This window comes from Cupriavidus necator A5-1, from assembly GCF_000744095.1.
Lineage (GTDB): Bacteria > Pseudomonadota > Gammaproteobacteria > Burkholderiales > Burkholderiaceae > Cupriavidus > Cupriavidus necator_A.
Map to the genome: position 1 here is coordinate 2,273,651 of NZ_JQLI01000001.1, position 24,839 is coordinate 2,298,489.

A 24,839-nucleotide genomic window follows, 5' to 3' on the forward strand; every position below is an offset into this window, starting at 1 on the left:
ATGCTTATGCGGCGAGCGCTTCGCACTGCGCCTGGCCGAACAGCAGGCGCTGGCGCAGCGCGGCCACCGGCGTGCGGCGCTGGATCATGTCGAAGTACCAGGGGCCGTCCTGCACGTCGCCGTACAGCACGGCGCCGACCAGGCAACCGTCCTGCAGCACCAGGCGCTTGTAGACGCCGCGGCGCGCATCGCGCAGCACCAGGTCCTCGCTGCCTTCGCCGCCGATGAAGTCGCCGGCCGAATACAGGTCCACGCCGGTCACTTTCAGTTTAGTTGCGGTGGCCTGCTGCACATAGCGGCGATGGCCGGCGCCGGCGAGGTGGGCGGCGCACACGCGGGCCTGGTCCCAGATCGGCGCGACCAGGCCGAAAGTGGCCTGGCGGTGCTGCACGCACTCGCCCACGGCGTAGATGCGCGGATCGTAGGTCTGCAGCGTGTCGTCGACGACGATGGCACGCTCGCAGTGCAGGCCGGCGCCGGCGGCCAGCTCGATATTGGGGCGCACGCCAGCGGTCATCACCACCAGGTCGGCGGGGATCTCGCTGCCGTCCTTGAAGCGCACGCCGGTGACACGCTCGGTGCCGAGGACTTCCGCGGTCTGCGCGCCCAGCATGAAGCGCAGGCCCTTGCGTTCGAGCGCGCTCTGGAGCAGCGTGGCAGCGGGCTTGTCGAGCTGGCGCTCCATCAGGCTGTCGGGCAGGTGCACCACGGTCACGTCCATGCCCTGGCGCAGCAGCCCGTTGGCCGCCTCCAGCCCGAGCAGGCCGCCGCCGATCACCACCGCATGGCGGTGGTTGCGCGCGGCTTGCTGCATGGTCTCCACGTCCTGGATATCGCGAAACGCGATCACGCCGTCGAGCTGGTGGCCCGGCACCGGCAGGATGAAGGGCTTGGAGCCGGTGGCCAGCAGCAGGCGGTCATAGCGCACCTCGCGCCCCGAGGCCGAACGCACGATGCGGCGCGGGCGGTCGATCGCCACTACCGGATCGCCGGCGAGCAGCTCGATGCCGTGCTCGTCATACCACTCGCGCGTGTTCAGCATGATGTCCGCCACCGTCTTCTCGCCGGCCAGCACCGGCGACAGCAAGATGCGGTTGTAGTTGCCATGCGGCTCGGCCCCGAACACCGTGATGTCGTACAGGTCCGGGGCGAGCTTGAGCAGCTCCTCGACGGTGCGCATGCCGGCCATGCCGTTGCCGACAACGACCAGGCGCGGGCGGGACTGCGGGTTGTCGGATGGCGTCATGCCGGCATCTCCAAGGCAAAAAGGTGAGCGTAGGGCGAACATCGAGGGCGCGAGGGCGGTATCAGGCGGCCAGTTCTTCTTCGACCTCGCGCAGCACCACGCTGGCGGCGACCCATACCTTGCCGTCATAGACGCGCGCGCCGTACGCGTTGACCGAGTGCTCCGGCGCCTCCAGGCATTCGCCGGTGCGCAGGTCGAAGTGGTGCTTGTAGATGGGCGAGGCGACCACCAGGCGATCGCCCAGGTTGCCCACCAGCCCGCGCGACAGCACCGCGGCCTGCGAGTTGGGATCGAAATTGTCGATGGCGTAGACCTCTTCGCCACTGCCGATGCGGAACACGGCGATCTGCTTGTCGTCCACCAGTGCGCACACACCAGTATTGGGCACGATATCGCGTACGGTGCAGACGGCGGTCCAGCTTTCGGGATGGTGGGGATGGCTCATCACGTTCTCCTTAGTTTCGGCCACGGTCAGGCAGCTTTTGCGGGCACGGCGACCACAGGAATGTGGCCCAGCCGGGAGCGCTGCAAGTTCCGTTCCTCCGGCGTGGCCGGGCGGATCTGGCCGCGTTCCTCGATAAACACCAGGTTGTCGTCGCGGCGGTCGCTGTTGACGAAGTGGCGGAAGCGCTTGCGCGTCTCCGGATCGGTCACGGCCTTCTTCCACTCGTCTTCGTAGGTGTCGACCACGTGCTGCATCTCGGATTCGAGCTCGGCAGCGATGCCCAGCTTGTCGTCCAGGACCACGGACTTGAGGTAGTCCAGGCCGCCTTCCAGGTTGTCGCGCCAGACGCTGGTGCGCTGCAGGCGGTCGGCGGTGCGCACGTAGAACATCAGGAAGCGGTCGATGTAGCGCACCAGCGTGTCGTGGTCGAGGTCGCTCGCCAGCAGTTCGGCGTGGCGCGGCTTCATGCCGCCGTTGCCGCAGACGTACAGGTTCCAGCCCTTGTCGGTGGCGATCACGCCCACGTCCTTGCCCTGTGCCTCAGCGCATTCGCGGGTGCAGCCGGACACGCCAAACTTGATCTTGTGCGGCGCGCGCAGGCCCTTGTAGCGGTTCTCCAGCTCGATCGCAAGGCCGACCGAATCGCCCACGCCATAACGGCACCACGTCGAGCCCACGCACGACTTCACCGTGCGCAGCGCCTTGCCGTAGGCATGCCCCGACTCAAAGCCCGCTGCAATCAGTTCTTCCCAGATATAGGGCAGTTCCTCGGCACGTGCACCGAACAGGTCCACGCGCTGGCCGCCAGTGATCTTGGTGTACAGGCCATACTTCTTGGCGACCTGGCCGACGGCGATCAGGCCCTCGGGCGTGACTTCGCCGCCCGGCATGCGCGGCACCACCGAGTAGGTGCCGTCCTTCTGGATGTTGGCCAGGTAGTAGTCGTTGGAGTCCTGCAGGCTGGCGTGCTCTTCCTTGAGCACGAACTCGTTCCAGCACGAGGCCAGGATGCTGCCCACCGCCGGCTTGCAGATATCGCAGCCCATGCCCTTGCCGTGCGCTTCCAGCAGCGCGTCAAAGGTCTTGAACTTGCCCACGCGCACCAGGTGGTAGAGCTCCTGGCGCGAGAAGGGGAAGTGCTCGCAGATGTGGTTGTTGACCGCCATCCCTTGCTTCTTCATCTCGGCCTTCATGATCTGCGTGACCAGCGGCACGCAGCCGCCGCACGCGGTGCCGGCCTTGGTGCAGGTCTTGAGCGCACCGATGCTGGTGGCGCCGTCGCAAACGGCGCCGCAGATCTCGCCCTTGGAGACGTTGTTGCACGAGCAGATCTGGGCGGTGTCGGGCAGGGCGTCGGCGCCCAGCGCCGGCTTGGCCTTGCCACTGCCGTCGGGCAGGATCAGGAATTCCGGCGACTCCGGCAGCTCGATCTTGTTCAGCATCATCTGCAGCAGCGTGCCGTACTCGCTGGCGTCGCCGATCAGCACGCCGCCCAGCAGGTACTTGCCGCAGTCGGACACCACCAGCTTCTTGTAGACCTCCTTGCGGTCGTCGCTGAACTGGTAGATGCGTGCGCCCGGCACGGTACCGTGCGGATCGCCGATGCTGGCCACGTCCACGCCCATCAGCTTGAGCTTGGTACTCATGTCGGCGCCGCCGAACTCGGCGCTTTCGCCGCGCAGGTGGCGTGCGGCCACGCGAGCCATGTCGTAGCCCGGGGCTACCAGGCCATAGATCTTGCCTTGCCACAGCGCGCATTCGCCGATGGCGTAGATGTCCGGGTCGGAGGTGCGGCAGTTGTTGTCGACCGCGATGCCGCCACGCTCGCCCACCGCCAGGCCGCTGGCGCGCGCCAGCTCGTCGCGCGGGCGGATGCCTGCGGAGAACACGATCATGTCGGTGTCGAGGTGCGTGCCGTCGGCAAACACCATGCGGTGCGTGCCGTCTTCGCCGTCGACGATTTCAACGGTGTTCTTGCCGGTGTGGGCGGTCACGCCCAGGCCCTGGATCTTCTGGCGCAGCATGCGGCCGCCGCCTTCGTCGACCTGCACGGCCATCAGGCGCGGGGCGAACTCCACCACATGGGTCTGCAGGTCCATGTCGCGCAGCGCCTTGGCGCATTCCAGGCCGAGCAGGCCGCCGCCGACGACCACGCCGGTCTTGGAGCGTGCGCCGCATTCGCGCATCGCTTCCAGGTCCTCGATGGTGCGGTAGACGAAGCAGTCCTTGCGGTCCTTGCCTGGCACCGGCGGCACGAAGGGGTAGGAGCCGGTGGCGAGGATCAGCTTGTCATAGGACAGGGTCTCTCCGGTCGAAACCTTGACCGTGCGCGCGGCGCGGTCGATCTCAACGGCGCGGGCATTCAGGCGCAGCAGCATGTTGTTGTGCTGCTCGAAGAAACCGGCGGGTACCAGCGACAGATCCTCGGCCGACTTGCCGGCGAAGAACTCGGACAGGTGCACGCGATCGTAGGCGGGACGCGGTTCTTCGCACAGTACGGTCACTTCCAGATTCTGCGCGCCGGCTTCCGCCAGGCATTCCAGGAACTTGTGACCCACCATACCGTGGCCGACGATGATCAGTTTCATGATGCTTTCCTTGTCCGGTAGTCAGTCTTTGCTGCTTGTTGTGCTGTGGGGGCGATGCAGGGGATTCAGTTGGCCAGCGCGCTGTCGTACAGCGCCTGCTCCTGGGCCTTGTGCTCGGCGCTGAAGCGGATGGCAATGGCGCACAGCGCGGCAATGGCGGCCAGTACGCCCAGCACCGTCAGCGTTTGCTGCAGGTCGCCCAGGCCCTTGAGCAGGAAGCCCGCGGCGACGGCGCCCACATTGCCGCCCGCGCCGATGATCCCGGCCACGCCGCCCAGCGCCTTGCGGTCGATAAAGGGCACCAGCGCGTAGGTTGCGCCGCAGGCCATGTGGGTGAAGAGGCCGAACAGCAGCATCGCGACCACGGCCAGCGTCACGCTGCCGGCCTGCGCGAACCACAGCAGGCCCAGGCCTTCGCCGAGGATCAGCACGAACAGCAGCATGGAGCGTGCGTCGAGGCCGCGGCGCTGTGCCGCCTTGTCCGACAGCCAGCCGCCCAGGGCGCGGGCAAACAGCGCCAGCAGGCCGAAGCTGGCGGCGGCCAGGCCCGCGGCCTTCAGGCTCAGGCCGAAGCGGTCCACGTAGAACGAAGCGGCGATGTTGTGGATGAAGATCTCCACGCCAAAGCACGCGCCGTAGGTGATAAACAGCAGCCATACGCGGTAGTTGGCGCTGGCGGCGCGGAAGCTGGCCCAGCCGCCACCCTTGCCGCCGTCTTTGCCGGTGATGGGGATGCCGCGAGCGCGCAGGTCCGAGTAGTTGCCTTCCGGGCAGTCCTGCGTGAAGCGCCAGTAGATCACCGCCATCACCAGCATCAGCACACCCGGCACCAGCAGCGCGAAGCGCCAGCCGAGCGCGTGATCCGCGCCGAGCATCAGCACCGCACCCAGCAGCAGCGGCATCAAGGCCTGTGCCGCGCCGCCGCCGGCATTGCCCCATCCGGCTGCGGCCGCGTTGGCGGTGCCGACCACGTTGGGCGCGAACATCACCGAGGTGTGGTACTGCGTGATCACGAAGCTCGCGCCGACCGCACCGATCAGCAGGCGGAAGAACAGGAAGGTCTCGTAGTTCTGCGCCAGCGCCACGCCGAGCACGGGCAGCGCGCCCAGCGCCAGCAGGCCGGTGTAGGTCTTGCGCGGGCCGAAGCGGTCGCACATCGGGCCGATCACCAGGCGCACCAGGATGGTCACAGCCACCGCCGCGATATTGATGTTGGCGATCTGGCCCGGAGTCAGGCCGAATTCGCCCTTGAGCACGGGCATCAGTGGCGCGCAGGCGAACCACGCGAAGAAACAGACGAAGAACGCCATCCAGGTCAGGTGGAAGGCACGCATCTGCGGGGTGCCGAGGCTCAGCAGTTGAATGCGGGTGGCTTTGCCGGTCATCGTCGCTTGCTCCAAAAACAAATGGCGTCCCGAAAACCAAGCCGTCAAGGCCAGTTCAGGGGACGCCGTTGTCCTGACAGCCGCTACATGGGATAGGGGCTGTGTGTGGGGGGATGGGCCGGTCGCCGTTGACGGGCCCGACCCACTTACGCAAGGGGTGTGCCAGGCGTATAAGTGACGGCAGATAGGGGATTGGCGCGCTCAGGCGCCTTGGGGGACGCAGCCGATGCGCTGCGGTGGGGCGGCCGCCTCGGGGACGGCACAGTCATGGTGCAGTGCAGTGGGCCGCTACGGTGCGATGCAGCATGCGGCGCCCGGAACCTAAGCGTCCTCGCCTTCTTCTGCGGGGCGGCGCATGGGGATCACCTGCATGTCGCGCGGTGACACCAGCGCGCCGTCCTCGTCGACCAGCGCGGCGCGCACCAGCTTGCCGCTGGCGCGGGAGCGGACCTGCACCGGACCTTCGCCATCCGGCGCCATATGGCAGTCGCCCCATTGCATCAGCCCGATCAGCACGGGAAGCAACTCGACGGTGGCGCGGGTGGGGCGGTATTCGAAGCGTTCGCGCTCGCCGGGTTCGCGGTAGCTGACCTTGCGCAGTAGTCCGGCCTCCGTCAGCGTCTTGAGCCGCGCCGACAGCACGGCCGGCGAGCATTCCAGCCGGCGCAGGAAGTCGTCGAAGCGCGTCACGCCGTGAAGGACATCGCGCAGGATCAGGATCGTCCACTTTTCGCCGATCAGCGAAAGCGTGGCGGCGATTGAGCAGTGGCGGATGTCGGACGCAGTGATATTCATGGTGAACCCAGCATAGCATGCTGACTTCATTTGCAAAAGTCAGGTTATTGCCTATACTCTGGCTACAAACAATGTAGTCAGGGTGGTGGCATGGAAGGTAAGAGCGAAATTAGGTCGGGTGATGCGGAAAGCTGGACGGTGAAGCGGGGCGTGCGGGTCACACTGCGCCGCACCCGGGCGCAGGATGGCGGGGCGCTGCGGGCGCTAGTGGACGGCCTGTCGCGCGAAAGCCGCTACTTCCGCTTCCTGACCGGCGGGCGCGTGGTGGACCAGATCGTCGATGGCCTCGCCAGCCCGGGTCCGGATGGCGTGGCGCTGGTGATCGAGGCGCCCGGCGCCGACGGCGAGCCGGCCGTGGTCGCCAGCGCCGAATACGTGGTGAGCGGGCGGGTCGCGGAACTGGCCGTGGTGGTCGCCGATGCCTGGCAAGGCCAGGGGCTGGGCCGGCGCCTGATCGGCAAGCTGCGCGACCTGGCCGGGGCCGCCGGCCTGCACGCGATGCGTGGCGACGTGCTCAGCGAAAACCGCCGCATGCTCGCCATCCTGCGTGACTGTGGCTTCAGCACCCGCCGCAATCCGGAGGACAGCTACCTGCATGAAGTCTCGCTGGCGCTGCGCGCGCCTGCACGCAGCGCGCAGTCGCTGCCGGCAGACTGGTTCGGCGCGCGCTGAGGGAAGGGTGCCCCCTCAGCGAACGGCGCTTGCCGCGCGCCTCAGCCGGCCGCGCGTTTGCCGCGCGCCGTCAGCGTGCAGCCCACCGACGCCGTGATGATACTGGCGATCGCCAGCCACTGCAGCGCGCTCAGCTGCTCGTGCAGGAACACCAGCCCCGCCAGCGCGCCCATGGCCGGCTCCATGCTCAGCAGGATGCCGAAGGTGCGCCGGTGCAGGCGCTTGAGCGCCACCATCTCCAGCGAATAGGGAATCGCACTCGACAGCACGCCCACCGCCAGCCCGAACAGCAGCAGCGTCGGGCTGAACATCGCGGTGCCCGCGTGCGCCAACCCGAACGGCATCACCACCAGCGCCGCCATGGTCAGCCCCAGCGACGTCGCCTGGCCACCGTGGGCGTTGCCCGCCATCTGCCCGAACACGATATAGAGCGCCCAGCCCACGCCGGCGGCCAGCGCATAGCCGATCCCGACCGGATCGAGCGTGCCGGCCGCTTCGCCCACCGGCAGCAACAGCAGCAGGCCGGTCACCGCAAACGCAATCCACAGGAAGTCGATCGCGCGCCGCGACGACATCACTGCGACCGCGAGCGGGCCGGTGAACTCGATGGCGATCGCCAGCCCCAGCGGGATGGTGCGCAGCGACATGTAGAACAGCAGGTTGGTGGCACCCAGCGCGGCGCCATACAGCGCGATCGCGCGCGCGTTGGCCAGCGTCAGCGGGATGCGCCATGGCCGCCAGACGCCTAGCAGGATCAGCGCCGAGAAGCCTACGCGGAGCGCCGTGGTGCCTTGCGCGCCCAGCGCCGTGAACAGGCTCTTGGCAAACGAGGTGCCGATGCACAGCGAGGCCATCGACCCGGTCAGGGCCAGGACGGCGATCAGGGTCGAGCTTCGGTTGGCGGCGGTTTGCGGCAATTGGGGATCCTGTTATTTGGCATGCGTCTGGTGCGCGGTGCAGCGGCATCATGGGGCAGATGCCGCCCTGGCGCCATATACAGGTTGGGGTGGTTGGCGCAGTACAGTTGTTTTGGAGCTCGTGCGGTAATCACGGGCCTGCACTCTCCCCCGGCCCCTCTCCCGCGAGCGGGAGAGGGGAGCAAGCCACGGGCATGCGCGTTCAGTGATTGCGCGACACAGCCTTGCGCCGCTTGCCCGGCTTGCTCGCGCAATCCGGGCAACGCCCCAGCAGCGTCAGTTCGTGGTGCTCGACCTCGAAGCCCGGCGGCGTGATCTCTTCCAGGTGCCCGGGGCAACCTTCCAGCGGGAAGACACGGTCGCACGACAGGCACTGGAAATAGTGCCGGTGCGTGACGACGCCCGGTTCGTCCGCCAGTTCATAGCGATCCGGCTGACCCGGCAGCTCGACCGCATGCACCTGTGCGTCGTCCAGCAGCGCGCGTAGGTTGCGGTAGACCGTGGCCAGGCCGAGCGAGGGGACCTGGCGCTGCGCCGCGGCCAGGATCTCGGCCGGGCTCAGCGGCCGGCCGGCTTCGCGGAGTGCGTCGATAACCGCTCCGCGTTGACGGGTCATGCGTTCCATGCCTAAAATCTTAATGAGAATTTATTATCATTAACGGGTTTGTGCGGTTACTACCTGGTTGCCGCTGCGGTGACTCGTCCTTTCCGGGGTGTTCCTACCATGCTGCTTTCGCAGCCCAGCCTTGCCCGGCGCAGGCAGCCTTGCCGTGCGCCGTTCGCGTTCCTGCCTGCCGCTCGTCTCCCGCGCCACACACCGGCGCGCTCGCTGCGGCCAGTCGCCGCGCTGATGCTCGCGATATCGGGCCTGGCCGATGCCGCCGAGGCCTCCGATATTACGCTGCCGGCGGTGTCGGTGGTCGACACGGCCACTGCATCATACAACCCGCCCGAGGCGTCGGGCGCCACCCGCACCGACACCGCGCTGCGCGAGATCCCGCAGTCCGTGCGCGTGGTGCCGCGCGCGATGCTTGACGATATCGCCGCGACCCGTTTCGACCAGACCTTCGACCATGTCAGTGGGGTTGCGCGCCAGAACAACTTCGGCGGCCTGTGGGACAACTTTGCCATGCGCGGCTTCACCGGCAACGAGAACACCGGCGCCAGCTACCTGGTCAACGGCTTTGCCGCCAACCGCGGCTATACCGCGCCGATGGACGCGGCCACCATCGAGCGCGTGGATGTGCTCAAGGGCCCCACGTCCTCGCTGTACGGCACCGGCGAGCCCGGTGGCACCTTCAACGTGGTCACGCGCCAGCCGCAGTTCCGGCCCGCGCAGACCTATTCGTTCGAGGCCGGCACGCGCGACGCCTACCGGCTGGCGGCCGACGTGACCGGCCCGCTGGGCGAGAACGTGGCCGGCAGGCTGATCGCCGTGGCCGACCACCAGGGCAGCACGCGCGACTACATCCACAGCCAGCGCTACCTGGTGGCCCCGTCGTTCACCTGGACGCTGGGCAACGACACCATCCTGCAGTACGCGGGGGAATTCCAGCGCTACACCACGCCGATGGACCGCGGCGTAGTCGCCGTCAACGGGCAGCTGGGCCGCATCCCGCGCTCGCGTTTCCTGGGCGAGCCCGGCGACGGCGACATGCGGCTCGACAGCCAGTCGCATCAGCTCAGCGTGGAGCACCAGTTCACCGAGCGGTGGAAGGGGCGGCTGGCCTTGTCATATCGCGGCGGCGCGCTCACCGGGCATTCCTCCGAGGCCGCCGCGCTCGCCGCCGACGGCCGCACGCTGTCGCGCTCGCGGCGCTACCGCGACTTCCAGTCTGACGACGTCTCGCTGCAAGCCAGCGTGACCGGCAAGTTCAGCACGGGCCCGGTCGGGCATGAACTGCTGATGGGCGTGGACGCTTACCGCTTCGGCAACACCATGCAGGTGCTGCGCAAGAACCCGACCGCCGCCGCGCCGTACGCGATCGATATCTACGATCCGGTCTATGCCCAGCCGGCGCCGCCGCTGCCCTGGAACATGGACACGTACGAGCGCCAGCTCAACGTCGGCGTCTACGCGCAGGACCAGATCGGCCTGGGCGAGCGCTGGCGCGTGCTGGCCGGCGCGCGCTTCGATGCCTTCGACCAGTCGCTGGACGACCACCTGCGCGGCACCCGCACGACGCAGCACCAGAACGCGGTGTCGCCGCGCGTGGGCGTGAGCTACCTGGCCAGCCGGAACGTGTCGCTGTTCGCCAATGCCAGCCAGTCGTTCCGGCCCAATGCCGGCGTCGACGCCGCCGGCCAGCCGTTCGACCCGGAGCGCGGCCGCGCCATGGAGGCCGGCATCAAGTTCGACAGCGACGACCGCCGCACCGGTGCCACGCTGGCCGTGTTCGAGATCCGCAAGCGCGACGTGCTGGCCGCCAATCCCGCCGATCCGTCGTATTTCATCGCCGCCGGCGAAGCGCGCAGCCGTGGCGTGGAGCTGGACGTGGCCGGGCAGATCGGCACGCACTGGCGCGTGTCGGGCAGCTTTGCGCTGACCGATGCCGAGATCACGCAGGACACGCGCATCGCGCCGGGCACTCCGCTGTCCAACGTGCCGCGCACCAGCGGCAGCCTGCTGGCGGTGTATGAAGACGCGGCGCCGATCGGGCAGCGGTACGGCGTCGGCGCCGGGCTGCGCTACGTCGGACGGCGCCCGGGCGATGTGCAGGACTCGTTCTCGCTGCCCGCATACGTGGCGGTGGACCTGCATGGCTACTGGCAATACAGCCGCAAGCTGCGCGTGTCGCTGAATGTGGGCAACCTGTTCGACAAGACCTACTACGCCAGCTCGTACAGCAACCTGTGGATCGCGCCGGGCGCGGGCCGCACCGTGCGCCTGGGCGTGCAACTGAGCTACTGACAATGCTGCCAGGCCACGCGCGCACTGCCGCGCCTCCATCTCTGCCGACAGTCTCCCCTTTTGCCGCGGTCGCGCGGCCGGCCGGCGGCCGGCTGCTGTCCATCGACGCACTGCGCGGACTGGTCATCCTGATCATGCTGCTCGACCACGTGCGGGATTTGTTCTTCCTGCACGTGCAGGTCGCCGATCCCATGGATGCCAGCGCGACCTCACCGGCGCTTTTCTTCAGCCGTCTCGCCGCCCACCTGTGCGCGCCAGTGTTTATCTGGCTGGCCGGCGTCTCGGCCTGGCTCTACGGCGCGGCCGGCCATGACCGCGGCGCGGTCAGCGGCTTCCTGCTGCGGCGCGGCGTGTTCTTGGTGGTGCTGGAGCTGACGCTGGTCGGCTTTGCCTGGACCTGGACCTACCCGCCGCAGGTGGTCTACCTGCAGGTGATCTGGGCCATCGGCCTGAGCATGATGGCGCTGGCGGCGCTGGTGTGGTTGCCCCGGCCGGTGCTGATCACTGTCGGAATCGCGCTGGTGGCCGGGCACAACCTGCTGAGCCCGCTGCATTTCCCGCCGGAAAGCGTGTGGCATATACCCTGGGCCATCCTGCACGACCGTACCTGGATCGATATTGCCGACGGGCTGCGGGTGCGCACCTCATACCCGGTGCTGCCGTGGATCGGCGTGATCGCGCTAGGCTACGCGGCAGGGCAGTGGTTTGCCGCGTCGATGCCTGCCGGTGCAAGGCAGCGGCGCCTCGCCGGCTGCGCCGTCGCGGCGCTGGCGGCCTTTGCCGTGCTGCGCGGGCTGAACGGCTACGGCCAGGCGCAGAAGTGGATGCCGGGCGGCGACGCGCTGCATACTGCGATGAGCTTCTCAACGTCACCAAGTACCCGCCGTCGCTGCTGTTCCTGCTGCTGACGCTGGGCGTGGGGCTATTGCTGCTGGTCTGGCTGGAGCGCACGCAGCGTGGCTGGCTGGCGCAGCGCCTGGCCGTGTTCGGGTCGGTGCCGATGTTCTTCTACCTGCTGCACCTGTACGTGCTGCAGGGGCTGTACCAGGCCTGCGTGCGGCAGTGGGGCCTTAACCAGGGGAGGGTCTTCGGCTTCGACCACGTCTGGCAGCTTTGGCTGGTGGCAGCCGTGCTGGCCTGCCTGCTGTGGCCGGCGGTACGCTGGTTCGCCGCGCTGAAGGCGAGGCGGCGCGACTGGCGCTGGCTGAAATACTTCTGACCAGCGCACTGCGATTGCGCACCGCCTGGCTCAACGGGGCGTAGCCGCAACGGGCGATGGCTGCGCCGCGGCCGTGGGCTGCGCTGTGGCCTGGGGCTGCGCTGTGGCCTGGGGCTGCGCTGCGGCCTGGGGCTGCGCTGTGGCCTGGGGCTGCGCTGCGGCCTGGGGCTGCGCTGTGGCCTGGGGCTGCGCTGCGGCCTGGGGCTGCGCTGCGGCCTGGGGCTGCGCTGCGGCCTGGGGCTGCGCTGCGGCCTGGGGCTGCGCTACCGCCTGGGGCCGCGCTGCCGCCTGTGGCCGGGCCGTCGCCTGGGGCCGCGCGGCCGGCGCGGGGTTTGCGCCGCCACCGGAGGCGTCGGCTACCTCGCGCCAGCCACCCCCCAGCGCCTTGTACAGCGACACCCGGCTGGTCAGCCCGGCCAGCTTGTACGTGACCAGCGCCTGCTGCGCGGTGTAGAGCTGGCGCTGCGCATCGAATACGCCGAAGTAGTCGTCCACGCCATTCTTGAAACGCATTTCAGACAATCGCCGCGTTTCGCTGCCTTCGCGTACCAGGGCTTCCTGCGCCTTGACCTGGCGCTCGTAGGTGGCGCGTGCCGCCATGCTGTCGGCCACTTCGCGGAAAGCGGTCTGGATGGTCTTCTCGTAGTTGGCCACGTTGATGTCCTTGCGCACATTGGCCGCATCCAGCCCGGCGCGGTTGCGGCCGCCGTCGAAGATCGGCACGGTGAGCTGCGGTGCGAACAGCCACGCCATGCCGCCGGAGAACAGTCCCGCCAGGCTGGTGCTGGCCACGCCCAGCGCGCCGGTCAGCGAGATGCGCGGGAAGAACGCCGCGCGCGCCGCGCCGATATTGGCGTTGGCGGCCTTGAGCCGGTGCTCGGCGTCAAGGACGTCGGGACGCCGCTCCAGCAGGCTCGACGGCAGTCCTTCGGGAAACTCGCTCAGCAGCGTGCGTGGTTCGAGCGGATCCGGCTTCGCTGCCGCGTTGCCCGCTGCCGCACCCGCATCGGTCACGGATTTCGGCAATGGGGCGCCGACCAGCAGCGTCAGCGCGTTCTCGTCCTGCGCCACCTGCCGCGTGTACTGCTCCACGCCGACCTGCGCGGTCTGCACCTGGGTTTGCACGCGATGCTGGTCGAGCTGGGCCATGGCACCGGCCTGCCGCCCGCGCCGAACCATCTCGGCCGCGTCCTGCTGGGTCTTGAGCGTTTCCTGCGACAGCCGCAGCAGTTCCCGGTCAGCCTGCAGCGTCAGGTAGGCGTTGGCCACTTCCGCCACCAGGCTGATCTGCGCGCTGCGTCGCGCCTCTTCCGTCGCCATGTATTCCTCCAGCGCCGCATGCTTGAGGCTGCGCACCCGGCCGAAGAAATCGAGTTCGAACGCGGTGAAGCCGATGCCTGCGTTGTAGGTAGTGATCTGCTGAGACTGGCCCGGCGCGCGCAGCCGCGGCGAGAGCCGCTGCGACACCATGCCGGCATTGCCTTCCACGGTGGGGAACTGCGCCGCGCGCTCGATCTGGTATAGCGCGCGCGATTCGTCGATGGCGAGCGTCGCCATGCGCAGGTCGCGGTTGTTGGCCAGCGCCAGCTCGATCAGCTGCCGCAATTGCGGATCGACGAAGACGTCGCGCCATCCCAGGTCCGCGGCGGAGGGCCCGGCGGGCTGTGCGGGCTGTCCCGGCTTTGCGGCCTGAGCCGCGCCAGTGGCATTGGCCGCGTCGCGACGATAGGCGGCACCCTGCGGAAAGGCTGACGGAATCGGCGCATCCGGCCGCTGGTACTGCGGCTCCAGCGTGCAGGCCGCAAGGGCCAGTACGAGTGCGCCAGGCAACAGCAGGCGCGGCGGGGGCAGGGTACGGCGGCGTGGCAGGCTTCGCATGAAGGGTCCCGGAAAGTCGAAGAAAAAAGTGGTATTCAGCCCAGCAGCGCGCGCCGCATGAAGCGCGAGATCGCCAGCCGTGGCCGGCCTTGCCGGGCGATGTTGTGCGCGGGGTCGGTGAACAGCAGGCGGATCAGGCTGTGTCGCGCCGCCATGTCGGCATGCAGCGCGATGCCCAGCAACTGGCCGTCGCGGCGCACGATGCGGCAAGGGATCCATCCGGTCTGGCTGAGCCATAGCGCGCCGTCGGTGCCGGCAAGGAAGGCGGGCGCCAGCGGCGTGGTGACGGCCACGCCGTTGCAGGACAGGTCCTTGGTGGTGACGCGGTACTCGCGCCCGTCCACGCGCAGCAACGCCGCCGCGCGGTGCGGGAAGCGCTCTTCCTTGCGCGGGCGCGGCAGCTCCACGCAGACCAGGAACGACGCCAGGTACAGCATCAGCGCCACGCCGGTCCAGACCGTGTTGAAGGCCAGCCCCGGCGCATCCGGGTCGACCACCAGCGCGCGCCCCAGGCCCAGCGCCGACAGCGCCAGCAGCCCGGCATAGAGCGCGGCGAACTTGCCGTGGATCACCAGCTTCGAGCGGTCCAGCCCCTTGTTGGTGACCTTGAACGGCCGCCCGAATGGCTTGAACATCGCGCTGACCAGCGATGCGGTCACGGCCAGTGACGCCACGATCTGCGTCACCTCGGTAAAGATGGGCAGCGCGCGCTGGCCGGTGATCCAGATACTGTAGGCCCAGTACGCCACCAGTGCCGGCAGGCCGTAGGCGAGAAACTGCAGCGGCTCACCGTACAGCGTGGAGACCCCGAAATACCAGTACAGCAGCGGCCCGGCCAGCAGCATCAGCGTGAACGGCCGCGAGAGCCAGTGCAGCAGGCCGTGCACATAGTGCAGCCGCTGCGCCGGGGTGAAGCCGCGTCCGCGCAGCGGCCCGTCCGCGGTCAGCGCCACCTGGATGGTGCCCAGCCCCCAGCGGCTGCGCTGGCTGATGTACTCGGGCAGGCCTTCGGCGGACAGGCCCACGCTCAGGCGCTCGTTGAGCCAGCGCGTGATATAGCCGTGCGGCAGCAGTCGGTAGGTCAGGTGGATGTCCTCGGTCACGGTGCCGGTGGGGAAACCGCCGATCAGATCGACCAGGTCGCGCCGCACCAGGAACGAGGTGCCGATGCAGAACGCTGCGCCCCACGCGTCCTTGGCCGGCTGCATCACGTCAAAGAAGGCGCGCTGCTCGTCGACCCAGCATTCGGTGGCGCGCAGGTTGTACTGGATCGGGTCGGCGTTGTAGTAGAACTGGGGTGTCTGTACCACGCCCACGCGCGGCTCGTTGAACAGGCCCACGGTGCGCAGCAGGATGTTGCGGTGGGGCGCGAAGTCGGCGTCCAGCACCAGGATGTAGGGCGCGCCGCCGGCCTCGGCGCTGTGGCGCAGGCCGTTGTTGAGGTTGCCGGCCTTGGCGTGCGCGTTGTCCGGGCGCGTCACGTAGTACGCGCCCACGCTGTCGCAGAACTTGCGCAGCCAGTCGCGGCGGGTGTCATCCAGCACCCAGACGCGGAAGTCGGGATAGTCGATCGCCAGTGCGGAGACGATGGTCTTCTCCAGGATCTCCAGCCCTTCGTTGTAGGTGGCGATGAAGATGTCCACGCGCGGCACCTGCTGCGCGCGGCGCAGCGCGGCTTCGCCCGCATCGGCATCAGCCGAGTGGTTGCTGTTGCGCGTGAGCACCACGATCGACAGCAGCGTATAGGCCAGCGTCATGCATTCGAACGCGAAGAACACATGCGCCCACACGCTGGTGAAGGTCATCTGCCAGTCCGGCAGCGTTTCGCGCACGCGCCAAGTCAGGTAGACCACCAGCAGCAAGGCGGTGACGCCGCCGAACAGCACGCGGTCGGCGGGCCGGTCCTGCCGGCACATCAGCGCAAGCAACACCACCGCCAGCAGCACGCCGCCGTTGATGACCAGCAGCGTCTGGTTCTCGAGGAAGAGGGCGAACATCATCACTCCTTGTTAGTGGCGTTGGTCGCTGCTGCGACGGCCGGGGGCGGGCAGGACGGTTCCAGGCATCCGCCCGGACGGAAGGGGTTCCAGCGCGCCGCGGCCAGCACGGCCCAGGCGGTGGCGCCCAGGTGCGGCAGGTGGAAGTAGTAGAAGTCCTCCGTGGTCGAGGTGGGCCCGATCGACAGCCCGGTGCTGATGCGCGATTCCGGCGTGGCGTAGAGCATCCCGGACGGCGCGCGTTGCGACAGCAGCAACTGCCACAGGGGCTGCGCCTGCTGCGTGAGGCCGGCGGCCTGCAGCACCAGCGCGGCCTGTCCGGTGCCTTCGGTCCAGATGCCGTCGGGGCTGCCTTTGAAGCCGTAGCCGGCGCCGGCGCGATGGCGTGCGTCGACCCAGGCCAGGCTGCGGCGCCAGTCCTGCGGCGGATCGGGAATCGCGATCAGCGGCCACAGCACGGCATCCAGCGCCGAGGGGCCGGCGTTGGGCGCGCGGCCGTCGTCGCGCGTGCCGATGATGAAGCGGCCCTCGCGCGGCTGCCACATGGCGTTGACGAAGCCGCGCGAGCGCGCGGCGCCGTCGCGCCAGCGCGGGTCGTTGCGCAGGCTGGCCAGCCAGCTGAAGGCGGCATAGGTGTCGACGTTGTGCTCGGTGGACTTCCAGCCCTGTCGCGTCTGCTTGGGTTCATGGCCGAAGAAGCCGCCGATATAGCCCGCGGGGGCGCCGTCGTCCGGCATGCTGCCATGCACCCAGCCCATCAGCGCGGCGGCGCCGTCGAGGTAGCGCGCGTCGCGCGTGGCCTCGTGAACGGCCAGCAGCAGCAGCGCGGCCCAGGCCACGTTGCCGGTGGCGGTGCCGACCTGGTAGGCGTCTTCAAACCAGCGCTTGCTGGGCTCGTCCCACCAGCCCGGCAGCGGTGCCGGGCCTGCCGGCAACGCACCGGCGCGGTAGGCGTTGCGCAGGCGCGCGTCGCGGTAATGCCGGTCCTGGCGCGTGGCCTGCAGCACGGCGTCGGCGATGCGGCGCGCTTCGGCCGGGCGCTTGCAGGCCACCAGCGCGATGCCGGCCAGCGCGTTGTCGTAGACGAAGGCGGCATTGCGCAGTGCCGGCGCCAGTGGCTCGCCCCCTGGCGCGGGCTCGTAGCTGCCGAGGAACAGCGGACCGTTGCCCGGTTCGCGGCTGACGCGCTCGGCCAGCGCCTTGCAGCCGTCGGCCAGCAGGGTTTGCTGCGCGGGTGGTGCTGCCGCCTGCGCCGCGGAAGCAGCGCGTGGTGCCATGGCAAGCAGGCCAGCGAGCAGCAGGCTTGCCGCGATCCTGGAGGGGCGTGTATCAGGTAATGGTCGTCGCATCAGGGAGTCTCCCGTGCCTGCGCTCGCCATCACGACAGCGACGCGCGCAGTTGTCCGAGCCAGCTCTGGTTCAGCGTCACGCGCGCCCAGCGGCCCATGCCGCAATGCCCCGACGATGCCTGCGGGACCGACGCGTTCGCGGCGGACACCACGCCCGATGCGCTCGCCTTGCCCGGCAGCTTGTCCAGCGGCCGGTCGAGCTTGGCGATCACGTAGATCTCGTTCTTCTCGATCGGCGGGAACGGCACGAAGTAGCGGGCCTGGTCGCCATCGGGCGCACGCGGCAGGATCTCCGCCACCGATGCCGGCAGCGCCGCGGGCAGGCCATCGACATGCACGTTCAGCCGTGCGCCGGGCAGCAGGCTGTCGCTGAGGCTGCGCGGGAACACCGCCACCACGCGCGTCTGCGCGCAGTTGCTGGCGCGGGCCAGCGTGGCGCCGGCCGCCACGCGCATGCCGGGCTGCGCGATCAGGTCTTCGACGGTGCCGGGCTCGGTCAAGCGGATCTCGAGGTTGGAGAGCCGGTCGATGCGTTCCTGCTCGGTGGCGAGCAGCTGGTCGACCGACTTGCCATACTCTTCCAGCTGCTCCAGTTCCGCGGTCAGCTGCGCGGACTCGGCGTTCAACACCTGGCGCCGCTGCGCCAGCGCGGCGCTGGGGCTGTCGGTGGAAGAGGTATAGACCTTGTTGCGCGACGCCTCGCTCTCGCCGACGGCGTTGTCGAGTTCGGCCTTGGCCGCGGCCTTGGCGTTGGACAGCATCGACAGCTGGTAGCGCGAAGCGTTGGTATACGCCTCGCTGACCGCGCCCGCCCATTGCATGTTCTGGTTGCGGTTAACCACTTCCTCTTGCTGGTCCTCCTGCGCCTTGGCCGCTGCCAGGCGCGCTTCCAGTGCGCGCACGCGCGATGCATGCTCGCGTTGCGCGGCGCTGTTGTAGCGCTGCAGGTCCTGCTCGGTCGCGGCCAGCAGCCGGCGGTTGCTTTCGAGCTTCGCCTTGGCGGAATCGTGGCGCTGCTGGTTGTCGAGCTTCTTGCCGGTCAGCTCGACCAGCAGCGAACGGTCGATGTTCGGGTTCTGCACCACCATCAGCGGCTGGTTGGCGGTGAAGGGCTGGCCGGCAGCGATCATCTGCCGCATCACGATGCCTTCGACTGGCGAAGTCACCAGGCTCACGGGACTATTGACCACCGCGCGTTCCGACGAGCGTGTGAACACATTTGGAAACATGATGGTGAGCACTGCCCAGACAATGAACAGCACCACGCCGTATCCGGCCATGCGCGGCACGATGTGCCACAGTGGTACCGCCACGGGTTGCTTGCGTTCCACCAGTCCCTCGCCCTGGGACTGGCGCGCGGCAGGCGCCGGCGTCAGCAAGTGTTGTCTGGGTGGCGGGTTGTTGCGCTGGTCGGCCATGGTGTTGTTCTCCGGCTAGCAAATCAAAGGCTTCCCCGCCGGCTGTGCGCTGCGCACGCCGGACGAGATTTTTTTCAGACAAGCGGGTGGCCTCGCGCTAGGGCGGTCGCGCGATGCCCGGCTTGCAATGTCCCCAATTCAGCTTGTTGTCTGCAGCACGCGCGATGTGGCGGGATGCCGTATCGGCGCACTTTGCGATCGGACCGCGTAGCGGTCCGTGGATTTGCCCGCCTCTATGCGAGCAGCGTTGAACAATGGCCAGGACACAATCCCTGGCCAAGAAATGGCAGCCCGCTGACGCAAAGACTCATGCACTCAGGCCACCGCAGGTGTGTTAAGGCTAGACAAGTGCTCCGTCGCTTGCTGTAAAAATGTGTAAGGGGAGGCTGTAGCACTGCTTAACACGGCAGTAAGATTGCAGGCGGCGCGCAGGGCTGCGCCGTGCCTTCAGCGGCGTGCTTGCCGGCTTACGCAATGTTGCGGAATGTTGTGAATGGCGCAAATGTCGCCAATGTCGCATTGATTGCGACATTGGCGATGATGCCGGTCAGTCGTCGGCCGAGAGCGGCGGTGCGACCTGTTCCAGCGGACGGCGTTCGGCATCGATGCCGAAGCGCAGGGCCAGCAGCCCGGCCACGATCACCAGTGCCGCGCCGATGCCGTAGCCCACCGCAACCGCTTCACGGCTGCCGCTCTCGATCAGCATGCCGAACAGCAGCGGTGCGATAAAGCCGCCGGTGCCGGTGCCGACCGCATAGAACACGGAGATCGCCAGTGCGCGCATCTCCAGCGGAAACACTTCGCTGGCGGTGAGGTAGGCCGAGCTGGCCGCCGCTGAAGCGAGGAAGAACACGCCCGACCAGCAAAGCGCCTGCGAGCGCGCATCGAGCCAGCCTTCGACAAAGGCCCAGCCCGTCAGCGCCAGGCCGATGCCGGACAGCACGTAGGTCGCGGCGATCATGCGCCGCCGCCCGACGCGGTCGAACAGCGGCCCGAGCAGCAGCGGCCCCACGGCATTGCCCAGCGCAAAGGGGAAGATGTACAGCGCCACGCGCCCTTCGGGCACATGGTAGAAGCGCGCCAGCACCAGCGCGTACGTGAAGAAGATGGCGTTGTAGAAGAACGCCTGCGCAATCATCAGCGCCAGCGTGACGGTGCTGCGCACGCGGTAGCGCCGCACCAGCAGGCGCATGACTTCGCCCACGCCGGGCGCGGCGCGCCTGCGCATGGCCACCGCGACGCAATCAGGCGCCAGCGGGGGCAGGGTGCCGTGGCTCGCGCGTACTTCGGCCTCGATCGCGGCGACTACGCGCTCGGCCTCTTCCAGCCGGCCGTGGGTGGCGAGCCAGCGCGGGCTTTCCGGGACGTGCCGCCGCACCAGCACAATCGCAACGGCCAGCACCGCGCCCAGCGCGAAGCACGCGCGCCAGCCCCATATCGGCCCCAGCACGCGCGCATCGAGCAGCACCAGGCTCAGTCCCGCGCCAAGCGCCGCGCCCAGCCAGAAGCTGCCGTTGATGGCGAGGTTGACGCGCCCGCGCACGCGCGCGGGGATCAGTTCGTCGATGGCGGAATTGATCGCGGCGTATTCGCCGCCGATGCCCAGCCCGGTCAGGAAGCGGCACGCGGCAAAGAAGTAAAAGCCCGGTGCGAACGCGGTGGCCAGCGTCGCCACCATATAGACCGCGAGCGTGGCCAGGAACAGCCGCTTGCGTCCGAGCCGGTCGGCCATGCGGCCGAACACCAGCGCACCGATCACCGCGCCCAGGATGTAGAGCGAGCCGGTCCAGCCCACCTGCGTCGCGGTCAGCGCCAGCGTGTCGGGGCGCTCCAGCACCGCGCCGACCGAGCCCACCAGCGTGACTTCCAGCCCGTCGAGCACCCACGCGACGCCCAGCGCGATGGCTACGCGCCAGTGCCAGCGCGACCACGGCAGGCGGTCCAGCCGCCCGGGGATGTCGGAGCGGAAGGCGGTATCGAGGGGGAGGCTGGCGAGGGCGCTGTCGGTCGGCATCGCCAACCAGTATAGGCGCCCAGGATAAGCGTGCGTGCTGCGTGCCTCAGCGGTACAGCACCGTGGGCAGCCACAGCCCGATGCCGGGGAACACGTACAGCAGCACCAGCGCGATCAGCTGGATGCCCATGAACGGCAGCATGCCCAGGAAGATCTGGTTTAGCGTGACATGCGGCGGCGCCACGCCCTTCAGGTAGAACGCGGCCATCGCCACCGGCGGCGACAGGAACGCGGTCTGCAGGTTCAGCGCCACCAGCAGGCCGAAGAACAGCGGATCGATGCCGAAGTTGTCCAGCAGCGGGATAAAGATCGGCATGAAGATGATGATGATCTCGGTCCATTCCAGTGGCCAGCCGAGCAGGAAGATGATGACCTGCGCCAGGATCATGAACTGCACCGGCGACAGGTTCAGCGACAGCACCCACTGCTCGACCAGCGCCTGCCCGCCCAGCAAGGCGAACGCGGCCGAGAAGATCGACGAGCCCACGAACAGCCAGCACACCATGGCGCTGGTCTTGGCCGTCAGCAGCACCGATTCCTTGACCACGCGGAAGTTCAGCTGCCGGTACGCGGCCGCCAGCAGCGCGCCCCCGAGCGATCCCACCGCCGCCGCTTCGGTCGGCGTGGCCAGCCCGAACACGATCGAGCCCAGCACCGCCAGGATCAGCAGCGCCAGCGGGAAGAACGACGCCAGCAGCATCTTGAAGATTTCCACCCGCGCGAAGCTGAAGCGCCAGTAGAAATACAGCAGCACAGCCACCACCACGGCCAGCGTGATCCAGAACCAGCGCGGCGCAGAGACCGCGGCAGCCTGCGGGGCAGGTTGTGTCCCGGCTTGCGCGGCGTCTGGCGCCGCCGGCGTGGCGGGTGGCGTGGCTGCGGCGGGGGCCGCTGGAGCGGTCGGTGCGGCTGGTGCGGGCGTCGCCCCTGCAGCCGGAGCGGGCGATTCCTCCACCGGCGGCGCCTGCAGGTCGTCCAGCGCCGCACTGCTTTCCTCGGCACCGCCCAGCGACAACGATGACTCCACCGCAACGCTGGCAACAGGCGCGGTGACCGCCCCGTACAGCGTGCCCATCACCACCGCCACGGCCAACGCCGGCAGCAGCACGATGCCAAGCTGGCGCGCGAACTCGCCGGTCGGCACATCTGCGTTGCTGGGGCCCTTGAGCGTGCGCATCATGCCGGCGCCCAGCGCGGGCAGCGCATGCGTGGCGCCGCCGGCTTCCAGCGTGCGCGCCAGCGGCGGCAGCGGCACCACGCGCTCGGCCTCCGGCAGCGGCGGTGCGAGCGCGGGCTTGAGCTTGGCCAGGATCAGGATGTAGAGGATATAGAGGCCGGTCAGCATCAGCCCCGGGAAGAACGCGCCCGCATAGAGCTGCACCACCGACACGCCCGCGGTGGCGCCATAGACGATCAGCAGCACCGACGGCGGGATCAGGATGCCCAGGCAGCCGCCCGCCGTGACCGCGCCCGCCGACAGCGCCGTGCTGTAGCCTGCGCGCAGCATTGCGGGGAAGGCCAGCAGCCCCATCAGCGTGACCACGGCGCCGACGATGCCAGTGGCGGTCGCGAAGATCGCGCAGGTCACCAGCGTGGCCACCGCAAGCGAGCCGGGAATCCACGCCAGCGCCAGGTGCAGGCTGCGGAACAGCTTCTCGATCAGGTTGGAGCGCTCGACCAGGTAGCCCATGAACACAAACAGGGGGATCGAGATCAGCACGTCGTTGGTCATGACGGCATACGCCCGCTGCACCATCAGGTCCAGCGTCTGCTGCACCGCGATCTCGGGGTTGGCGTGGCGGTAGGCCAGCCAGGAGAACAGCACGCCCATGCCCATCAGCGTGAACGCGGTGGGGAAGCCCAGCATGATCGCCACCACGATCAGCGCCAGCATCAGCAGGCCAAGGTGCCCGTTGGTCCATTCCGACGGCGCCGGCATGAACCAGATCACCGCGCCGACGATCAGCACCATCAGCGAGACGCCGAACCATAGCTCCTTCCTCATCGCCCGGCTCCGTGCTGGTCGTCAGGAGGGGGAGGGGCAGGGGGAGGCGCCTCCACCATTTCGGCGGTCTGCGTGCCATGCACCATCTCCTTGAGCTTGTCGACATCGACTTCCTCGACGTCGCCCTCGCGCAGCGGCCAGTGCCCGCTGTTCAGGCACAGGATGCAGCGGATGGTCTCGGCCACGCCCTGCAGCAGCAACAGCGCGCCGGCCACGGGAATGACAGCCTTGAACGGGTAGATGGGCGGGCCTTCGGCGGCGATGGAAGAGTGTTCGTTCTGCGCCAGCGAGACCTCGAAGAAATCGATGCCGGCCCAGGCCAGCGCGATCACGCCGGGGAAGAAGAAGACCAGGTAGAGGACCAGGTCGATGCTCGCCTGGATCCGCGGTGGCAGGAAGCCGTACAGGATGTCGCCGCGCACATGGCCGCGCTTGGCCAGCGTGTAGGCGCCGGCCAGCATGAACATCGTGCCGTACAGCATATTGCTGGCATCGAACACCCAGGCGTGCGGCGTGCCCAGGGCGTAGCGCGAGAACACCTCGTAGCTGATCATCAGCGTAAGCCCGATGATCAGCCACGCGGCGGCCTGGCCGACAAAGGTGCTCAGCCAGTCGATGCCCAGCAGCAGGCGCTGCACGATGCGGCCCCGGTGGCGCGGTTCAGATGCGCTTGGAGAAGTAGTAGCTCGATGCCATCCGGAAGTCGACGTTGGTGTCGTTCTGCCAGCGCGTGGCGCGCTGCGCGAAGGCCTTCATCGAGTCGTTGACCTTCTTGAACATCGGGTTCTCTTTTTCCTTGCGCGCCACTATCTCGTCCCAGACCTTCAACTGCGCCTGCAGAACGGAGTTCGGGGTCGCATAGAACTTCACGCCCTGCTGCTGCAGCGCCTGGTAGTCCTTGGAATAGCGGTCGATCGCCTTCATCGACATATCCGCGGACGCCGCGTCCACTGCGTTGGCAATCAGCGCCTTGAGCTTGGCCGGCAGCGCGTCATAGCGCTTCCGGTTGAACAGGATCTCGAACTGCTCCGAGGGCTGGTGGAAGCTGCGCAGCATGCAGACCTTGGAAACGTCCTGGAAGCCCAGCGCGCGGTCCGAGCTGGCATTGTTGAACTCCGCCGCATCGAGCAGGCCGCGGTCCATCGCCGGCACGATCTCCGCGCCCGGCAGCGCATTCACTGCGGCGCCCAGGCCGGTGAAGATATCGATAGACAGGCCCACGGTGCGGAATTTCAGGCCCTTGAAGTCTTCCGGCTTGGTGATCGGCTTCTTGAACCAGCCCAGCGGCTGTGTCGGCATCGGCCCGTACAGGAACGACACCACGTCCAGGTTCAGGCTGCGGTAGATTTCCTGCTGCAGTTCCTTGCCGCCGCCGTACTTGTGCCAGGCCAGCACCATGTTCGGGTCCATGCCCCAAGCCGGGCCAGAGCCCCACAGCGCAAGCGCCGAGTTCTTGCCGTACCAGTACGCGATCACGCCATGGCCGCCGTCCAGCGTGCCCTTGCTGACCGCGTCGATCAGGTCGAAGGCCTTGACCACCGCGCCCGCGGGCAGCAGCTCGATCTTCAGGTCGCCGCCGGACATATTGTTCACCTTGGTGACGAAGTCGCCGGCGAACTCATGGAAGATGTCCTTGGTGGGCCAGGTGCTCTGCCAGCGCATGGTAACCGGGCCCTGCGCCTTCACGATTGCCGGAAAGCCCATTGCCGCCGCGCCCGCTGCCGCCCCCGCGGCGCCGCCAAGGAAGCCGCGTCGTGAAACGCCAGATTTCCTCGTCCTGGATGCCATGACCGTCTCCATATGATGTGTATGTGTAACTACGCACGAGCGCCAGCCGTTGGAGCCGAGCCAACTCGACACTGACGCGAACACCGGAAAAGTCGGGAAATGCGTTGAATCGCTGAACGCTGAAACGCTGAAACGCCGGACCAGGAACGGGTGCACCCAACAGTTGGCGCAAGGTGGTCCGTGATTCCCTTCATGGTAGGAAAGGCACAGGG

At 68.2% G+C, this 24,839-nt stretch carries 17 protein-coding genes and 1 pseudogene; 3 read left to right on the top strand and 15 right to left on the bottom strand.

Annotation, left to right across the window (positions count from 1 at the left end):
- Positions 1-4 precede the first annotated feature (4 nt).
- From K307_RS09990 to K307_RS10010, 5 genes are all read right to left on the bottom strand, one after another.
- Positions 5-1,246 carry an NAD(P)/FAD-dependent oxidoreductase gene (locus K307_RS09990; RefSeq protein WP_051974797.1) on the bottom strand — a complete coding sequence of 414 codons (1,242 nt, stop codon included), beginning with the start codon at positions 1,244-1,246 and terminating at the stop codon, positions 5-7.
- Positions 1,247-1,307: 61 nt separating this feature from the next.
- Positions 1,308-1,691 carry a nitrite reductase small subunit NirD gene (gene nirD / locus K307_RS09995; protein ID WP_042877892.1) on the bottom strand — a complete coding sequence of 128 codons (384 nt, stop codon included), beginning with the start codon at positions 1,689-1,691 and terminating at the stop codon, positions 1,308-1,310.
- Positions 1,692-1,717: 26 nt separating this feature from the next.
- Positions 1,718-4,279, bottom strand: a complete 2,562-nt coding sequence (nirB, locus tag K307_RS10000; protein ID WP_042877893.1) for a nitrite reductase large subunit NirB — start codon at positions 4,277-4,279, stop codon at positions 1,718-1,720.
- A gap of 65 nt (positions 4,280-4,344) precedes the next feature.
- Positions 4,345-5,664: an MFS transporter gene (locus K307_RS10005; protein ID WP_042877895.1), complete on the bottom strand. Its 1,320-nt coding sequence runs from the start codon at positions 5,662-5,664 to the stop codon at positions 4,345-4,347.
- Positions 5,665-5,985: 321 nt separating this feature from the next.
- Positions 5,986-6,459: a winged helix-turn-helix transcriptional regulator gene (locus K307_RS10010; RefSeq protein WP_042877897.1), complete on the bottom strand. Its 474-nt coding sequence runs from the start codon at positions 6,457-6,459 to the stop codon at positions 5,986-5,988.
- A gap of 90 nt (positions 6,460-6,549) precedes the next feature.
- Here K307_RS10010 and K307_RS10015 point away from each other — a divergent pair, with 90 nt between their 5' ends.
- Positions 6,550-7,131, top strand: a complete 582-nt coding sequence (locus tag K307_RS10015) for a GNAT family N-acetyltransferase (protein WP_042877899.1) — start codon at positions 6,550-6,552, stop codon at positions 7,129-7,131.
- A 41-nt stretch (positions 7,132-7,172) separates the two neighbouring features.
- Here K307_RS10015 and K307_RS10020 read toward each other — a convergent pair whose 3' ends face one another.
- Both K307_RS10020 and K307_RS10025 read right to left on the bottom strand, forming a co-directional pair.
- Entirely contained in the window at positions 7,173-8,048 is an 876-nt protein-coding gene (locus K307_RS10020) for an EamA family transporter (RefSeq protein WP_042877901.1), read from the bottom strand.
- A gap of 202 nt (positions 8,049-8,250) precedes the next feature.
- Entirely contained in the window at positions 8,251-8,673 is a 423-nt protein-coding gene (locus tag K307_RS10025) for a Fur family transcriptional regulator (protein ID WP_042877903.1), read from the bottom strand.
- A 99-nt stretch (positions 8,674-8,772) separates the two neighbouring features.
- Here K307_RS10025 and K307_RS10030 point away from each other — a divergent pair, with 99 nt between their 5' ends.
- Both K307_RS10030 and K307_RS10035 read left to right on the top strand, forming a co-directional pair.
- Entirely contained in the window at positions 8,773-10,959 is a 2,187-nt protein-coding gene (locus K307_RS10030; RefSeq protein ID WP_042877904.1) for a TonB-dependent siderophore receptor, read from the top strand.
- A 2-nt stretch (positions 10,960-10,961) separates the two neighbouring features.
- Positions 10,962-12,178 (top strand): annotated as a pseudogene (locus tag K307_RS10035) (DUF1624 domain-containing protein).
- Between the two features lie 30 nt (positions 12,179-12,208).
- Here K307_RS10035 and K307_RS10040 read toward each other — a convergent pair.
- The 8 genes from K307_RS10040 to K307_RS10075 all read right to left on the bottom strand — a co-directional run bounded on the left by K307_RS10040 (position 12,209) and on the right by K307_RS10075 (position 24,627).
- The gene (locus K307_RS10040; RefSeq protein ID WP_042877905.1) at positions 12,209-14,056 is read right to left on the bottom strand and encodes an efflux transporter outer membrane subunit; all 1,848 of its coding nucleotides are present in this window, start codon (positions 14,054-14,056) and stop codon (positions 12,209-12,211) included.
- 35 nt (positions 14,057-14,091) lie between these two features.
- Entirely contained in the window at positions 14,092-16,053 is a 1,962-nt protein-coding gene (locus tag K307_RS10045) for a glycosyltransferase (RefSeq protein WP_042877906.1), read from the bottom strand.
- A 2-nt stretch (positions 16,054-16,055) separates the two neighbouring features.
- The gene (locus K307_RS10050; RefSeq protein WP_042877908.1) at positions 16,056-17,402 is read right to left on the bottom strand and encodes a hypothetical protein; all 1,347 of its coding nucleotides are present in this window, start codon (positions 17,400-17,402) and stop codon (positions 16,056-16,058) included.
- A gap of 29 nt (positions 17,403-17,431) precedes the next feature.
- Positions 17,432-18,820: an HlyD family secretion protein gene (locus K307_RS10055; protein WP_042877910.1), complete on the bottom strand. Its 1,389-nt coding sequence runs from the start codon at positions 18,818-18,820 to the stop codon at positions 17,432-17,434.
- Between the two features lie 547 nt (positions 18,821-19,367).
- Positions 19,368-20,834 (bottom strand): MFS transporter, encoded by a 1,467-nt coding sequence (locus tag K307_RS10060; RefSeq protein WP_051975038.1) that lies wholly within the window; start codon positions 20,832-20,834, stop codon positions 19,368-19,370.
- 46 nt (positions 20,835-20,880) lie between these two features.
- On the bottom strand, positions 20,881-22,839 hold the full coding sequence (locus K307_RS10065; protein WP_042877912.1) for a TRAP transporter large permease: 1,959 nt from the start codon (positions 22,837-22,839) through the stop codon (positions 20,881-20,883).
- Positions 22,836-23,477, bottom strand: coding sequence for a TRAP transporter small permease subunit (locus K307_RS10070; protein ID WP_042877914.1), 642 nt, complete (start codon positions 23,475-23,477; stop codon positions 22,836-22,838). The genes K307_RS10065 and K307_RS10070 overlap by 4 nt, the downstream gene beginning before the upstream one ends.
- Before the next feature lie 22 nt (positions 23,478-23,499).
- Positions 23,500-24,627, bottom strand: a complete 1,128-nt coding sequence (locus K307_RS10075; RefSeq protein WP_042877915.1) for a TRAP transporter substrate-binding protein — start codon at positions 24,625-24,627, stop codon at positions 23,500-23,502.
- Positions 24,628-24,839: the final 212 nt, after the last annotated feature.